This is a genomic window from Herbaspirillum sp. (assembly GCF_017744395.1).
Classification (GTDB): domain Bacteria; phylum Pseudomonadota; class Gammaproteobacteria; order Burkholderiales; family Burkholderiaceae_D; genus Herbaspirillum.
The window spans coordinates 421,671-437,449 of the sequence record NZ_JAGIBI010000002.1; the positions used below are offsets into that span (position 1 = coordinate 421,671).

The 15,779-nt window shown below is 65.4% G+C and carries 13 protein-coding genes; 1 reads left to right on the forward strand and 12 read right to left on the reverse strand.

The window, feature by feature from the left end; genetic code table 11:
• Nucleotides 1-73: 73 nt before the first annotated feature.
• From J7548_RS07790 to pilM, 9 genes are all read right to left on the reverse strand, one after another.
• A complete protein-coding gene (locus J7548_RS07790; protein WP_290972726.1) occupies nt 74-802 on the reverse strand; it encodes a DUF5610 domain-containing protein in 729 nt (242 codons plus the stop codon).
• A 267-nt stretch (nt 803-1,069) separates the two neighbouring features.
• The gene (locus tag J7548_RS07795) at nt 1,070-2,188 is read right to left on the reverse strand and encodes an ABC transporter substrate-binding protein (protein ID WP_290972729.1); all 1,119 of its coding nucleotides are present in this window, start codon (nt 2,186-2,188) and stop codon (nt 1,070-1,072) included.
• A 112-nt stretch (nt 2,189-2,300) separates the two neighbouring features.
• Nucleotides 2,301-3,458, reverse strand: a complete 1,158-nt coding sequence (locus tag J7548_RS07800; RefSeq protein ID WP_290972733.1) for a deoxyguanosinetriphosphate triphosphohydrolase — start codon at nt 3,456-3,458, stop codon at nt 2,301-2,303.
• A 1-nt stretch (nt 3,459) separates the two neighbouring features.
• The gene (aroKB, locus tag J7548_RS07805; protein ID WP_290972736.1) at nt 3,460-5,241 is read right to left on the reverse strand and encodes a bifunctional shikimate kinase/3-dehydroquinate synthase AroKB; all 1,782 of its coding nucleotides are present in this window, start codon (nt 5,239-5,241) and stop codon (nt 3,460-3,462) included.
• Between the two features lie 108 nt (nt 5,242-5,349).
• Nucleotides 5,350-7,404 carry a type IV pilus secretin PilQ gene (gene pilQ / locus J7548_RS07810; protein WP_290972739.1) on the reverse strand — a complete coding sequence of 685 codons (2,055 nt, stop codon included), beginning with the start codon at nt 7,402-7,404 and terminating at the stop codon, nt 5,350-5,352.
• Entirely contained in the window at nt 7,404-7,982 is a 579-nt protein-coding gene (locus tag J7548_RS07815; protein ID WP_290972742.1) for a pilus assembly protein PilP, read from the reverse strand. The genes pilQ and J7548_RS07815 overlap by 1 nt, the downstream gene beginning before the upstream one ends.
• Entirely contained in the window at nt 7,979-8,551 is a 573-nt protein-coding gene (locus tag J7548_RS07820; protein ID WP_290972745.1) for a hypothetical protein, read from the reverse strand. Before J7548_RS07820 ends, J7548_RS07815 begins: the two co-directional genes overlap by 4 nt.
• Nucleotides 8,548-9,138, reverse strand: a complete 591-nt coding sequence (locus J7548_RS07825) for a pilus assembly protein (protein ID WP_290972747.1) — start codon at nt 9,136-9,138, stop codon at nt 8,548-8,550. Before J7548_RS07825 ends, J7548_RS07820 begins: the two co-directional genes overlap by 4 nt.
• A complete protein-coding gene (gene pilM / locus J7548_RS07830; protein ID WP_290972750.1) occupies nt 9,135-10,046 on the reverse strand; it encodes a pilus assembly protein PilM in 912 nt (303 codons plus the stop codon). The genes J7548_RS07825 and pilM overlap by 4 nt, the downstream gene beginning before the upstream one ends.
• A 531-nt stretch (nt 10,047-10,577) precedes the next feature.
• Between pilM and J7548_RS07835 the strand changes: the two genes are divergently transcribed.
• Complete coding sequence (locus J7548_RS07835) at nt 10,578-12,833, forward strand: penicillin-binding protein 1A (protein ID WP_290973346.1); 2,256 nt, start codon at nt 10,578-10,580, stop codon at nt 12,831-12,833.
• A 90-nt stretch (nt 12,834-12,923) separates the two neighbouring features.
• Here the strand turns inward: J7548_RS07835 and J7548_RS07840 are convergent, their stop codons facing one another.
• The 3 genes from J7548_RS07840 to J7548_RS07850 form a co-directional block, all read right to left on the reverse strand.
• A complete protein-coding gene (locus tag J7548_RS07840) occupies nt 12,924-14,102 on the reverse strand; it encodes a serine hydrolase (RefSeq protein ID WP_343584061.1) in 1,179 nt (392 codons plus the stop codon).
• Between the two features lie 18 nt (nt 14,103-14,120).
• Nucleotides 14,121-14,870, reverse strand: coding sequence for a 7-cyano-7-deazaguanine synthase QueC (queC, locus tag J7548_RS07845; RefSeq protein WP_290972758.1), 750 nt, complete (start codon nt 14,868-14,870; stop codon nt 14,121-14,123).
• A gap of 126 nt (nt 14,871-14,996) precedes the next feature.
• Complete coding sequence (locus J7548_RS07850) at nt 14,997-15,746, reverse strand: DUF3108 domain-containing protein (protein ID WP_290972761.1); 750 nt, start codon at nt 15,744-15,746, stop codon at nt 14,997-14,999.
• Nucleotides 15,747-15,779 lie beyond the last annotated feature (33 nt).

A 15,779-nucleotide genomic window follows, 5' to 3' on the forward strand; every position in this document is an offset into this window, starting at 1 on the left:
CGGTGAAAAGAAAACAGGCTGTTCCTTTGCGGGAACGGCCTGTTTTTTTGTTGCCTGGCAGATGTGCGTGCGTTCAGGCAGTGGTGCTGATGCGCGTCTGGCTCACCGAAATCGAGATGCTGACGGTGGTTTCGCTGGCTACCACGGTGCCGCCGCCGGCGTCGTTGCCATTGCCATTGTCGGTATCGCCGTTATCGCCCTCCTGCTTGCCGCCCTTGATCTTGGCGATGAAGTCGGCCAGCGACTTCTGCACCAGGTCATAGGTCTTGTCGATGTTGCCGGCGATGTCGCCGTTGAGCACGTTCAGGCTGTCGAGGATGCCGCGCGCTTCCTTGAAGCCCTGGTCGACGCCCTTGAAAATCAGGTTCATGTAGTTGTCGACGTTGGTGCTGTCGTCATCGTTCGGATGGTTCTTCCTGAACAGCTCGAACATGTTGGTGATGAACGAAACGATGCGGCCTGCCGTGCCTTCGGGGGAGTTGTCCTGCGACATGGCGTTCTGGATGGCGTTGTCGCCCAGTTCCGGGCGCAGCACGTCGTTGATGTTCTCAATCGCGCTCTTGTAGACCAGCGACAACGGATCGTTCTGCGAATTGAGCGACACTTCCAGCGACGCTTGCAGGATGGAAACGTTGAGCTGGGCACGGGCGCCGGATTCGGTCAGCAGGTTGGCCTTTTTCGCCTCGGCGATCTTGTCGCCGGATGACGAGGCGGCCTGCGGGCTGGCCTGGTCGGTGGAAGTGGCGGTGGTGGGCAGCATGGACTTGGCGTCGACGTTGCCGGTAGCGGTGCTGATGGCCATAACGGTCTCCTGTACAAGGACCGCGCACGGAAAAAAGGGGGGGGAAAGCGGCAGTCCTTCGTCAACTTACGGCAGGCGCAGCGGATTCTGAAGGTCAGAAGAACAACTTCTGATGTAAGAATTTCGGTGTGGAATTGAGACAGAACGTATCGTTTTGTGTGGAGTTGCCGGATTTTAACAATTTGCCAGACTGCTTTTTCAGCCTCGTACCGCTGGCCGGCGTTCGGCGTCTCCCCCCTTTCGCAAACCGGCGCCGCTCATTCCCGCTCAATGGGCGAAGGTGCCGGCTTTGGTGAACGTGGTGAGATCGACATAGGTGGAGCCGTGGTGATTGGATTTGGAAAAATTGATCCGGTATCCGAGCCCGTCGTAGTTCTTTTCATTGATGCTTTCCAGCGCGACAATCAGTTTTTCCCGCGTCAGGGCGGGATTCGCGCGCCTGATGCCTTCCGCCAGCACCTTGGCGGCGATGAAGCCTTCCAGTCCGAGATGGCTGAAATCGCCGATGTGGGCCCGGGACATCGTCTGCTGGTATTCGCGCACGATCGGCAAACCTGGTTTCCACGGAAAGGGCACGATCTGCGAGACGATCAGTCCGCTCAGCGCTTTGCGGGGGCCGTTGGCCAGCGTGCTGTAGACCAGCGACGAGCAATAGACGTATCCGCGGTAGCCTTTGGCGCGCAGGATGCCGATCAGGGGAACATTGAGCGCCGGCGAGATGCTCATGGCCAGGATGATGTCCGGGCGCGCCCGGATGAGCTTGCCGGCCATGTCTTCCATGCTTTGGCCGATGGCGCTTTCCGCCGTCACCAGCTCGACCCTGGCGGCGGCGATCATGCGCTGCATGAGGGCGCTGCTGGGGATGTCGGGAGCGTCGGTGAAGATCGCCATGCGTTTCAGGCCGACCTTGGAAAAATGGGCGAACAGGTAATTGTATTCATCAACGTAGCTGGCGCGGACGGTGAAGACATGACGGTTGAATTCGGCGTAGACGACGCGGGCGCCGGTGACGGGCGCGAAGAATGCCGCGCCGTTCTGATTGACCACCGGCAGCACGGCGCTGCTGGTCTGCCAGCCGACATAGCCGAACAGCGCCAGGGCCTTGTCGGCTTGCAGCAGTTGCTGGGTGTTCCGGATCGCCAGGACCGGGTCGCCCTTGTCGTCCAGCGATACCAGCCTGATCCGGCGGCCGCCGATGCCGCCCTGGCGGTTGAGCTGAGTGAAGTAGGCGTTGGCGCCGGCCAGGAATTGCCGGGTGACATGCGCATGCTGGCCGCTTAGGTCGGCCGATTGGCCGATCACGATGTCGTCGTCGGCGGCCGCGGCGCTACCGGCGAGGCAGGCGAGCAGCACGATGCCGAGCCGCACCAGCGCAGGTGTCCGCATGATGGCCTCCTTGTTGCGTGATCAGGGGGAACCCCCGATGTTATCAACGCCCCGCAGGAGTACAACGGCCGTTATCGGCAGCGGCCGGAATAGATGGGAAATCTCGAATTAATTATGCTTCTTCCATCAGGAACAGCCGCCGGTGCTCGCGGATCGCATAGCGGTCGGTCATGCCGGCGATGTAGTCGGCGACCTGGCGCGCCTGCTTGTGGCGGCGTTGCGTGTCGTCGGCGATGCCTTTGACCTGGTAGTCCGGCGGCAGCAGGTTGGGCTGGCCGACGAAGGCGTCGAACATCTCGCTGATGATGCGGCGCGCCTTGGCGGTCATGCGGTTGACCTGGTAATGGCGGTAGAGGTTTTCGCGCAGGAATTTCTTCAGGATGGCGGCTTCGGCCGCCATCGCGTCGGAGAAGGCGATCAGGCGCGGCGCGTTGCGCACGTCCTCGATGCCGCGCGGCGCCGTGTCGGCGATGCGCGCCTGCGAGGTGTGGATCAGGTCGACGATGAGCGCATTGATCATGCGGCGCACCGTCTCGTGGATCACGCGGCGCCCGGTGATGCCGGGATAGGCCTGTTCCACCTCGCGCAGGTGGCGCGCGAAGAAATCCACCTCGCACATCTGCGCCATGCCCAGCAGGTTGGAGCGCAGGCCGTCGTCGATGTCGTGGTTGTTGTAGGCGATCTCGTCGGCCAGGTTGGCCAGTTGCGCCTCCAGAGAGGGCTGCTTTTTGTCGATGAATCGCTGGCCGACGTCGCCGAGCAGCCGGGCGTTGTGGAGCGAGCAGTGCTTGAGGATGCCTTCGCGCGTCTCGAAGGTCAGGTTCAGGCCGTCGAAGGCGGCGTAATGCTGCTCCAGCTCATCCACCACGCGCAGGCTTTGCAGGTTGTGTTCGAAGCCGCCGTGTTCCTTCATGCAGTCGTTGAGCTCGTCCTGCCCGGCATGGCCGAACGGCGTGTGGCCGAGGTCGTGGGCCAGCGAGATTGCTTCTACCAGGTCTTCGTTGAGCTGGAGGTTGCGCGCGCAGGAGCGCGCGATCTGCGCGACTTCGATGCTGTGGGTCAGGCGCGTGCGGAACAGGTCGCCTTCGTGGTTGACGAAGACCTGGGTCTTGTATTCGAGGCGGCGAAAGGCCGTGGAGTGGACGATGCGGTCGCGGTCGCGCTGGAATTCGCTGCGCGAACCCGGTGGGGTTTCACTGAAGCGCCGGCCCCTTGAACTGGCCGGGTTGGCGGCGTAGGGGGCTAAGACTTGCGGCGCTTCAAATGACATCTCACTCTCCGGAGGTGCAGGCCGCCAGGGTTTGCATCAGCAATTCCTGCGGCGCGTTGGTAATCAGCGGACTTCCCAGCGGTTTGATCAGGATGAACTTGATCTGGCCGCCTTCGTTTTTCTTGTCGACTTCCATCAGTTCCAGCCAGCGCCCGGCGCCAAGATCGGGCGCCACCGTCGGCAAGCCGGCCGCTGCCGTCACGGCGCGCAGGCGTTCTCGCGCAGCGGCGTCGATATAGCCTAGGCGCAGCGACAGGTCGGCCGCCATCACCATGCCGCAGCCGACCGCTTCGCCGTGCAGCCATTCGCCGTAGCCCAGGCCGTTTTCGATGGCGTGGCCGAAGGTGTGGCCGAAGTTGAGGATGGCGCGCAGGCCGCCTTCGCGCTCGTCCTGGCGCACCACGTCGGCCTTGATCTCGCAGGAGCGCCGGATGGCGTAGGCCAGCGCGGTGTCGTCCTTGGCCACCAGCTTGCCCACGTTGGCTTCGATCCAGTCGAAGAAGGGTGCGTCGATGATGGCGCCGTGCTTGATCACTTCGGCGATGCCGGCGGAAAGTTCACGGGCGGGGAGCGTGTGCAGCGTGCCGGTGTCGGCGATCACCGCCTGCGGCTGGTAGAAGGCGCCGATCATGTTCTTGCCCAGCGGGTGGTTGATGCCGGTCTTGCCGCCCACCGACGAATCCACCTGCGACAGCAGCGTGGTCGGCACCTGCACGAAAGGCACGCCGCGCATGTAGGAGGCCGCGGCGAAGCCGGTCAGGTCGCCGATGACGCCGCCGCCCAGCGCGACCAGCGTGGTCTTGCGGTCGCATTTCTCGGTCAGCAGCGCGTCGAAGATGCGCATCAGTCTGGACCAGTTCTTGTGCTCTTCGCCGTCCGGCAACACGATCTCGGTGACCTGCTTGCCGGCCGCGCGCAGGGCGCGGCTGACCTTGTCCAGGTACAGCGGGCCGACCTTGTCGTTGGTGACGATGGCGGCGCGACGGCCCTTGACGAACTGCGGCAGCAGCGCGGGATCGTCGAGCAGGCCGCGGCCGACCAGGATGGGATAGCTGCGCTCGCCCAGGTCGACTTCAAGGGTGATCGGGGCGGCGCTGGCGGGATTGGCTTGGTTCATGGGACTTGCGTTCTGGAGATGGCCGGAGCCGGAGTAGGTGGCGATCGAGGCGCTTGCGGCAAAGGCCATGCCGCTTTCGCCGGCAACCATCGCCGCGCTGGCGCGTTCGACAACCATTGTATCGGCAGCGGCACAATCGGTTTCGACGTGTTTGGGGGAAAGCTCCAGGTGGCTCATGATGGTCTGCACCAGGAACTGCACGTTGGGGCGGTTGGTTTCGACGATGAAGTCGGCCACTTCACGGTACAGCGGTTCGCGCTGGCGCGACAGCTCTTCCAGCTTGCGGCGCGGGTCGGCGGTTTGCAGCAGCGGGCGGCTCTTGTCGCGGCCGGTGCGCTGGAGGATCTGGCTGACGCTGGCGCGCAGGTAGATCACGGTGCCGCGGCGCTTGAGGTTCTCGCGGTTTTCGGCGCGCAGCACGGCGCCGCCGCCGGTGGCCAGCACGATGTCGGGCTGCGAGGAGAGGTCGCGGATGACTTCGGCTTCGCGGCGGCGGAAACTCTCCTCGCCTTCGATCTCGAAGATGACCGGAATCGATGCGCCGGTGCGCGCCTCGATTTCGTGGTCCGAATCGACGAAGCGCTTGCCCAGCTTCTTGGCCAGGGCGCGGCCTATGGTGGTCTTGCCGGCTCCCATCAGGCCGACAAGGAAGATGCTTCCTGTCATATCAAAAATTCTGCGCAAAATGCCACGCGACGGGGACTTATTCAGCGCTGCCTTAGGCTAAAACGCCGATTCTACCGTCCTTGGCGGCCCGCCGGGGAAAAATGCGCATCAAGGGCGGTACGGGGCCGCCACCACCCGCGGCGTCAGGAAAATCAGCAGTTCGGTCTTGTCCTGTATTCGGGCGCTGTGCCGGAACAGGCCGCCCAGCACCGGGATGTCGCCCAGTAGCGGCACCTTGGCCTCGCGCCGGTGTTCGGTCTGGGTGTAGATGCCGCCGATCACCACGGTGCCGCCGTCCTCCACCTCGACCTGGGTCTTTACGTGCTTGGTGTTGATCGCCAGCCCGCCGGGCGTGGCGGTGCCGCGGCTGTCCTTGTTGACGTCGACACTGAGGATGACGTTGCCGTCCGGCGTGATCTGCGGCGTCACCTCCAGCTTCAGGTTGGCCTTCTTGAAAGCAGTGGCGGTCGCGCCGCTGCTGGTGGATTGCTGGTAGGGAATTTCCTCGCCCTGTTCGATCAGCGCGGTTTGCTGGTCGGCGGTGATCACGCGCGGGCTGGAGACGATCTTGCCGCGTCCTTCGGACTCCAGCGCCGACAGCTCGACATTGAGGTAACGGTGCGCGGCGGCGTTGAACAGGGTGAAGGCGAAACTGCCCGGCAACGCGCCGCCGATGGCCGGGGCCGGAAGGTTGACGGCGGATTCCCTGGCGAAGGCGCCGGGCGTGGGCGGCGCCTGCCCGCTCAGTTCGCCCGCATGGCCGTAGGAATTGCCGATGGCCGCGCCATTGGTTCTGGCCGACAAGCCTAGCCGTACCCCGAGGTTGCGGCCGAAGCTGTCGTCGGCCTCGACGATGCGCGCCTCGATCAGCACCTGGCGCGCGGCCACGTCGATGCGTTCGAGCAGCTTGCGGATATTGGCCAGCACGGCGATGGTATCGGTGACGAACAACTGGTTGGTGCGGGCATCCACCACCGCGCTGCCGCGCCGCGAGAGCAGGGCGTTGCGGCGCTCGGCCAGTACCGCGCCGTCTTCGCCGATGCCGAAGGCGCGGCGGAAGGCCTCGGCGCGCTGGTAGTTGAGCTGGAACACCTCGGCATGCAGCGGTTCGAGGTCGGCGATCGCGGCCTTTTGTTCCAGCTCCTGTTTTTCGCGCGCCAGCATTTCCTCGCGCGGCGCGATCCAGACGATGTTGCCGTTGCGCCGCATGCCCAGTCCGCGCGCCTGCATGATGGTGTCGAGCGCCTGGTCCCAGGGGACGTCCTTGAGACGCAGGCTGAGCTGCCCGCCGACGGCGTCGCTGGCGATGATGTTGAGCCCGGTGAAATCGGCCAGCACTTGCAGCGCCGAACGGACGTCGATGTTCTGGAAGTTCAGCGACAGTTTTTCACCCTGGTAGCTGTTTCCCGCCGCCGGACGGTGCGGATGCGCCGTCGCCGGCAGCACATCGATCAGCAAACGACGCCCGAGCTGGTAGGCGTTGTAGCGCCACAGTCCCTGCGGTTCGATCACCAGCCGCGTGCCGCCATCGTGGCGCATGGCGGCATAGCGCGCCACCGGCGTGGCGAAGTCGCCCACATCCAGGCGGCGCTGCAGCGAGGCGGGCAACTGGGCGCCGGGAATGTCGGCAATGATTTTCTGGCCCGACTGGCGCACCTGGACCTGGGTTTGCGCCGACGGCAGTTCCAGCTCGATCCGCCCTTCGCCGGCCGGGCCGCGGCGGAAGTCGATGCCGGCCAGCAGGGGCGGGGAGGCATCGAGCTGTTGCGGGGACTCATGCCTTTCGCGCAGCGAGATGCGCAGCCGCCGTCCGTCATGGTGCAACTGGTGCGTCGCGCTGCGTTTGAGGTCGAGCAGCAGGCGCAAGCGCCGCTCATCGGCCGCCAGTGTGGCCCTGCTGACGATCCCGGCGCCACGCACGCTGCGGCTGATGCCGTCGGCATTGGTGGTGAGGGGGAAATCGAGTACCAGGCGCGGCGGGTTGAGGGTGGCGAACTCTGTCATTTGCCCCGGTTCGGGGGGATGGGTGAAGTGCAGTTCGACGACGGCCGCATCGTCTTTCGGTTGTACGCTGATCGACTCAAGCTGGTTTTCTGCGGCAACCGACGGCAGGGGTGAGAAAGCGCAGGCCAGCAGGATGAGCAAGAAACGGATGATGGGCATTACGCATCCGCTCCCGGCCGGACCAGCCGGCGCTGCTTCGGCTGGCGGGCTGGCCGCATGCCGGACGCCGATGCCGGCGGATCGCCGTTTCCTATTTCCAACACACGTGTCGTTCCCCCGTTGGCTATTTCCACCGACTGTTCGTCGACGCGGATGACGCGCCCCAGCTTCGCGGGCAGTTCGTCGCCGGTGCGTACCCGTACGCTGCGGCCGTCCACTTGCAGTACCGCGTAGGCGGAACCTTCTTGCACCAGTGTGCCAAGCACGCGGATCTGCGGCTCGATGTTTTGGATTGGTTTGGCATGCTCCGAATCAGCCTTGCGGCCGGAGACGTTGGCGTTGCGCCGCTGAGCCATGCCGAATGGATCGGCATGCGGGCCATCGATGGCGACAGTTTCGGCATCGGAAGCGCCGGCCTGTTCGGGTTGTTGTGCTACCTGTACCCGGGAGCCGGCTTCGCGTTTGGCCGAGGCGATCCAGGCGCGGGTCGCCTCGGTCTGCTCTGCTGCGCCGCAGCCGGCCAGCAGGCCGGCAATGAACAAATACACCGGCAGGCGGGGAATGCGGGGCGATGTCATGGTTGGGTATCCGCGTCGCGCAGCGCAGCGCTCAGGACGGCTTTCATCAGCAAGGCCTGGCCGCCGTCGCGCGTGGCGTGGAGGGCCAGTTCCATCGATTCGATCCGTACCGGAAGCGGCGGCCGGGTGACTAGTTCCACGAACCGCAGCAAGCTGGCGTATTCGCCGCCCACGCTGATTTCGGCGTGGGCTGGCGGCAGCGGCTTGAACGATGCCATCTCCAGGCCACATTCCTCGGCGCGGCGCGCCAGCTTGAGTTGCAGTAACCCGGCATCGGCATGGCCGTCTTGCGTCCATAGCTGTTCTTGCGCGACCAGCAAGCGCATGCCGAGCAGGTTTTCCTGTGCACGTAACGCCGGCAACCCGGAGGTTTTTGCCAACGCGTCGGTCAGGCGCGATTGCAAGCTGTGGCGCAGGTTTTCCGCGGCCTGGCGCAGTGCGCTGCGCTCGTGCGCATACAGGACTAGCCCGCTGGCGGCGCAAGCCAGTGCCGCCGCCAGCAGCAGCACGATGCGCGCGGCCGGCGGCCAATGCGCGGGATGCGTCGGCAAGGCGGGCCGCCGTTTCATTTGCGTCCGTCGGCATCGGCAGGGCCGTCCAATGGCGGCAGCGTCAAGGGCAGCGATAGCGTGAAGTCGTAGCGTCCGCCGCCGGGATGCGTTTCCAGCGCCCGCAGCTCGTGCAGGGTGGCGCCTTCCATGCCGGCCTGGCGCAGGGCCTCGGCATAGGCCTGGACATCGCGCATTTCGGCCGCATGGCCGCGCAGTTCGCCCGCGCCTGTTTGCAGGGCGATCCGGTACAGCCGGATTTCCGGCCGCGCTGCGGCGGAGGCGGCGCGCAGCAGCGAAGCGGCCTGCGCGCGCAGGATGGCTTGCCGGTCCAGCGTCGCGAGGCGGGATTGCATGTGCGCGATATTGCGTTGGCTTGCCGCGAGCTGCTCCAGCTGCGGTTGCAGCGCCTGCAATTCCTGCTGCAGCAGGCGGTTGGCCGTGCCGATGCCGTTTGTATGGGCATCGATGCGCATGGCCAGTGCCAGTACCGGCAGGATGCCCAGCAACGCGGCAAACGCCAGCCAGCGGTAGAACGTGCGCTCGCGGGCCCGGCGGCGCTGGAGCGGGGACAGGGAGAAATTCAGGGAGTCGGGGCAATCGCTCACGTCAGTCCTTCGGCGGCGAGCGCAATGGCGCAGTGAAATGCGGAAAGGTGACGCGGCCCGGCTGCAGTCGCCGCATGGTCTTCGACAAGGATCTGCGGGGGGAGTGCGGCAACCGTTGCGGGGATTCCGGCGTATTTGCGCAGCGCCGCCGCCAGCGCATCCAGGCCGCAGGCATCGCCGCTTAGCAGCAGCCGTGGCGCTGGCCGCAGCAGCGGCGCCAGTTCTGTCAGCAGGCCGGCGCTCGGCGAACCGTCCGGCCGCCAGGCGAGCGGATGCCAGTGTTGCGCGTGCAGCGACAGCCAGGCTGCGGCGGCGTCCAGGTGCAGGACGGCGGCATCGGGATCCGGGGCGCGCAGGAAGGCCGCGAGGCGCCAACCGTCCACCAGTACCGCGCATGCGGCCATGCCCAGCGATTCGGCCAGGGCCAGCCGGTCTTCCACCAGCATGGCCGGTGCGGCGGCGGCCAGGACTTGCACATCGGCGGGCGAGGCCGGCGCCGGGCCGAGCACCCGGTAGTCGATGGCCCATTCATCCGGCGGTTGTCGCAGGCAGGCGGCCACTTCGGCGCGGACTTGCGCCCAGCGCTGCAGTTCGCTCGAAGCGGCCGGCAGCGTCAGCCGGATCAATGCGACCGTTGTCGCGGGGATGGCCAGGGCAATCGGGCCGACAGGGGATGCAGGTCGCCGCAGCAACTGGCGGCAGCCGGTTGCCAGCAGTTCGAAGTCGCCGATCCGGCCATCGTCGCAGATGGGCCGGTCGAAGACATGTTCGGCCAGCAGCGCCAGCCGCAGCCCGCCGCGCTGCCGGCGCAGTACGGCCAGCCTGATGCGGTCGGCGCCGATGTCCAGCCCGGCGCACACGCCATGGGCGCCGATTCGGCCTTGCTTCAATGCCAGTGAAAATGCCACGCGGAAGTGCCTTGTCGGAATGCATATCGATGGAGCCGGTGATTGTTCGGCAGGCCGCATCGGGCAGGCAATAGATGAAACTTGAGGAATGCCGCGCAAATGAATCGGGCAGGGCGGGAACCGCGACGGCAGGCCAGGTCCCAAGGGTTTGGTCTATTTGCAACACTCGCCATCTTCCAGGCGCGGGACGATTGCCTGCCGATTGCGCCAAATCGATGCAAATTGAACGCAGTTCGAAGCCGATCCTCCTTCGCGGCGGCATTCCGGCGCCGCTTGCCGCCGCCGGCAGGCGGTCGGCAAGGGCGAGCCGCTATAATGCGTCCTTACTCGTTTAATCCGGCCACGGCTTGATTTGGCCCGCATCTATCTAGTTTATTTCGCATGTCTTCACCTCCAAACGCTGGCGAGAAACCGAATCCGACTCCGGCTGGCAAGCCGCAAGCGGACACGGAAAAAGCCCCGCGCAAGCGCCTGCACTGGTCCGCCCGTTTCGCCCTCGGTTTCTTCGGCATCGTCCTCGGCGTGGTGGTCATGGCCGCGCTGGGCGTGACCTTCATCGTCGCGCTGACCTATCCCAAGCTGCCCGACCTCGACACGCTGACCGACTACCGTCCCAAGATCCCGCTGCGCATCTTCTCGGCCGACGGCGTGCTGATCGGCGAGTTCGGCGAGGAGCGCCGCAACCTGGTGCACTTCAAGGACATCCCCGACATCATGAAGAAGGCCGTGCTGGCCATCGAGGACGACCGTTTCTATGAGCATGGCGGGGTCGACTACCAGGGCATCCTGCGCGCCACCTTCTCCAACCTCTCGGGCGGCGGCGGCGGCGCCTCCACCATCACCCAGCAGGTGGCCCGCAATTTCTTCCTGACCAGCAACGAGCCGACCTTCCTGCAGAAGGCCACGCGCAAATTCTTCTATGAGATCCCGCTGGCCTGGAAGATCGAGAACAACCTGACCAAGGACCAGATCCTCGAGGTCTACATGAACCAGATTTATCTGGGCCAGCGCGCTTACGGCTTCGCCTCGGCCGCCCAGATCTATTTCGGCAAGCAACTGAAGGACCTCAGCATCGCCGAAGCGGCGATGCTGGCCGGCCTGCCCAAGGCGCCGTCGGCCTACAACCCGGTGGTCAACCCCAAGCGCGCCCATGCGCGCCAGCAGTACATCCTGTGGCGCATGCGCCAGCTGGGCTACATCACCGAACCGCAATACGTGGCGGCGCGCGATGAGGAACTGCAGGTCAAGGGCGACAGCTCGGCCTTCGGCATGCATGCCGAATACGTGGCTGAAATGGCGCGCCAGCTGGTGTATGCGCAGTACAAGGACGAGACCTATACGCGCGGCCTGAACGTGTTCACCACCATTACCAAGGCCGACCAGGACGCCGCCTACATCGCCCTGCGCCGCGGCATCATCGACTACGAGCGGCGCCACGGCTACCGCGGCCCGGAAGGCTACATGGAGCTGCCCGAGGGCGCCTCCAAGGAAGCGGTGGAAGACGCCATCGAAGTCGAGCTGGCCGACCATCCCGACAGTGACGACATGGTCGCGGCCGTGGTGCTGGAAGCCAAGCCCAAGGAAATCACCGCGGTGCTGGCCACCGGCGAGGAAATCACGATTTCCGGTTCCGGCCTGGGCTTCGGCGCCAACCTGCTGTCGGACAAGGCGCCGCCGCAGAAGAAGATCCGCCGCGGCGCCATCATCCGCGTGTTCCAGGACGGCAAGAGCTGGATCATCACGCAGATGCCGGAAGTCGAGTCGGCCTTCGTCTCGGTCAACAGCAATGACGGCGCGATCCGTTCGCTGGTGGGCGGCTTCGACTTCAACCGCAACAAGTTCAACCACGTGACGCAGGCATGGCGCCAGCCGGGCTCGTCGTTCAAGCCGTTCATCTATTCCTCGTCGCTGGAGAAGGGCTTGTCGCCGGCCACCATCATCAACGATGCGCCGCTGACCTTCACCCAGACCGGCGGCCAGGTGTGGCAGCCGAAGAACTATGGCGGCAAGTTCGAAGGCCCGATCTCGATGCGCCGCGCGCTGCAGAAATCGATCAACATGGTCTCGATCCGCATCCTGGAGCGCGTGGGCGTGAAGTATGCGCAGGAGTACATCACCCGCTTCGGCTTCGACGCCGACAAGAACCCGCCCTACCTGACGCTGGCGCTGGGCGCCGGCGCCGTCACGCCGCTGCAGATGGTGGGCGCGTACTCGGTGTTCGCCAACGGCGGCTACAAGATCAACCCCTACCTGATCACCAAGGTGGTCGACAACAACGGCGCCGTGCTGTCGCAGGCCAAGCCGGCCACGACCGACGACGAGGCCAACCGCGTGATCGACGCGCGCAATGCCTTCATCATGGACAGCATGCTGCGCGACGTGGTGCGCCACGGCACCGCGGTCAAGGCCCTGTCGCTGAAGCGCACCGACCTGGCCGGCAAGACCGGCACCACCAACGACTCGATGGACGCCTGGTTCGCCGGCTACCAGCCGGGCCTGACGGCGATCGCCTGGATCGGCTACGACCAGCCCAAGAGCCTGGGCGACCGCGAAACCGGCGGCGGCCTGGCGCTGCCGGTGTGGATCAGCTACATGTCGAAGGTGCTGAAGGATGTGCCCAATGTCGACCGCAAGGTGCCGGACGGCATCATCGAGTCCGGCGGCGAGTACTACTATGCCGAGTATCCGCCCGCGGCCATGGTGCGCGACCTGGGCATGGGCGACCGGCCGCAGTTGTCGCCGGAAGAGGAAAAGGCCAAGACGCAGATGAAGAACGAGTTGTTCTGATTGTTGGCGCAACGCCGTCATCGCAGGATTGAAAAAACGCCGTCCGCTATAACAGCGGACGGCGTTTTTTATGTGTGCTAGAAAATTACTTCAGTTTTTGCCGGCAACGAAGTGCGCGATCCGCCGCATCGCCAGCATGGTCAGCACTTCGTCCTGCTCCACGCCGTGGTCGCTCAGCTTGACGATCACGGTGCGGGTGGCGGGGTTGACGTAGATGTACTGGCCGAAAACGCCGATGGCAGAGAAATCGCGGTCGGTTTCGTTGCCGGGGGGGATCCACCAGCCATCGCGGTAGTCGAGGGCGTCGCCGCGGTTGACCGGCTGGCGCGGTTCGTCGGCCCAGGCGGCGCTGACCACCTGCTTGCCGCCGGCGCGCCCCTGGTTCAGGTAGAGCAGGCCCAGCTTGGCGAAGTCGCGGGTGGTGGTGTTGATGCAGCAGAAGGCCTTTTCGACGCCGTGGGCCTTGCTGTCGGTGCTCCAGGTGGCGTCCTGCTCCATGCCCAGCGGTTCCCACAGCATCTGCTGCGCATAGCTTGACAGGCTCTGCCCGGTGGCGCGCGCCAGCACCCGCGACAGCACCAGCGTATCCACGCTGCGGTATTCGAAGCGCGTGCCCGGCGCGAAACGCAGGCCGCTGAGGCCGGCCAGGAATTTGCCGAGATCGGTGCTGACATACATGCGCACCACCGGCGAAGTAAGCGAGCCGCCGTAGCGTTCGTCGACATCGATGCCGGAGCGCATGTCGAGCAGCTGTCCGACCGTGATGTGGCCATAGGCCGGAGCGATCTCCTCGGCGCTGAGGTAGTTGCCGATCGGTTCCCGCAGCGACGGCAGCTTGCCTTCGGCCAGGGCCGCGCCGGTCAGCGTGGCGACGAAGGACTTGGCGACCGAGAACGAGGTGAAGCGCGAGTTGGCGTCATAGCCATCGAGGTAGCGCTCGAACACGACCTGGCCATCCTGCACGACCAGGAAGGCGTGGGTGTGCGTGGCCTGGAGGAATGCGTCGGTGCCGAGCGTGCCGCCGTCTTTCCACGGCAGCGCCAGGTCGAGCGGGCGCAGTGCGGTGGGCAGCGGGGCCGGATGGCTGGAGCGCCGGATCGGGTTGGCGTCGTACAGCTTGTAGGTCTGGCTGCGTGGCGTCAGATCCAATTGCAGGTTCACCAATACCGGCAGGCTGGGCAGGTCGGCGGCGCGGCGCGCGGCCTCGGCGCCGCCGAGCAGCAAGGCAACGATGGCGGCGCCGGCCAGCAGCCGGGATTTTTTGGTCATGGGCATGCGCGTGCCGGCTCAGGCCGTTTGCCGGCGGGCCAGGTACTGGCGGTAGCCGCGCGCGCGCAGCTCGCAGGCCGGGCACTTGCCGCAGCCATGCCCCCAGTCGTGCAGCGCGCCGCGTTCGCCCAGGTAGCAGGTATGCGTTTCGGTGCGCACCAGTTCGACCAGTGCGTCGCCGCCCAGCGTGCGGGCCAGCTCCCAGGTCTCGGCCTTGTCGATCCACATCAGCGGGGTTTCCACTTTCAGTTGCGTGGCCATGCCGAGGTTGAGCGCGACTTGCAGCGCCTTCATCGTATCGTCGCGGCAATCGGGGTAGCCGGAAAAATCGGTTTCGCACATGCCGCCCACCAGCACGTTCAGGCCGCGGCGATAGGCCAGGGTGGCCGCCACCGTCATGAACAGCAGGTTGCGTCCGGGGACGAAGGTGTTGGGCAGGCCGTTGTCCTGCATGGCGATCTCGACCTCGCTCGTCAGGGCGGTATCGGAGATCGCGCCGATCAGCGACAGGTCGATCATGTGGTCCTCGCCCAGGCGCGCCTGCCATTCGGGCGAGAAGCCCTTCATCTTTTCCAGCAGCGCCGGGCGCACGCTCAGTTCGATGGCGTGGCGCTGGCCGTAGTCGAAGCCGATGGTTTCCACGCGCTGGTAGCGCGCCAGCGCCCAGGCCAGGCAGGTGGTGGAATCCTGACCGCCGGAAAACAGCACCAGCGCGCTTTGGGTATTGACGGTCGGTGCGGATGGGGCGGCGGAAGAAGTGGGGGACATGTTGCTTGCCTGTTCGTGTGATGACGGTATTCAAATGCGGCGGGGCCTGGTTCGACGATGTGTCGATTCAGGCCCCGCGTCTGGATTGTCGCAGTGCCGGCACGGTGGCCAGCCTATGCAGCAAGCTTAGTTGGTTTTCTTGACCGAATCCAGTACCTGCTCGATATAGTCGCCATCCGGGTCGGTGAATTTCAGGCGCACTGGATACCACTCCATCGCGGGCGCCAGCCAGATATCGAGCTTCTGGCCCTGGTCGTCCGGCGGCGGGGCGCGCAGGATGTGGACGGCGGCGGTTTCGCCCTGGGCAGTCCTGACCTTTTCGCGGCCGACCACCTTGAAGGTCCATTGCTCGGCGTCGCGCGGGCCGGCCACGAAGAACTTCCATTCCGAATTGGGCGTCATCTTCGCCGCGTTGGCGCGGGCGATCGCGACCAGTTGCCAGGTGACGCCGGTGCGATCCTGCTCGCCGCCTTGCAGCGGGAAGCTGTCGGCCGATTGCGTGAAGGTGATCTTGTTCTGCTCGCGGTTGAAGGTGGTGGTCGAAGGATCGCGGCGCAGGCGCTTCTCGATGAAGCGTTCCGGCGCCAGGCCGTAGGCGTCGATGGCGCCTTCGCTGCTGGTTTCCAGGATCTTGCCCAGCAGCATCGCGCGGGTTTCGGTGGTGGCGCTGTAGCGGGTCTTGCTGCCGGTCCATTTCACCAGGCCCTGGCCTTTGATGTCCAGGCCGCTTTGCTTGGCCTGGATGGAATATGTCAGCTCGGCCGAGGGCGGCAGGTTGAAGGCGCGCTTTTCGACCGGATGCGGACTGTCGGCGGCATGCGCCAGCGGCGCGGCGAGCAGGGCGGTTGCGATGGTGGCGATGCGGAAGATGTGCATGGCGGGCTCTTCGTGTTGGTCTCTGTGAATGGG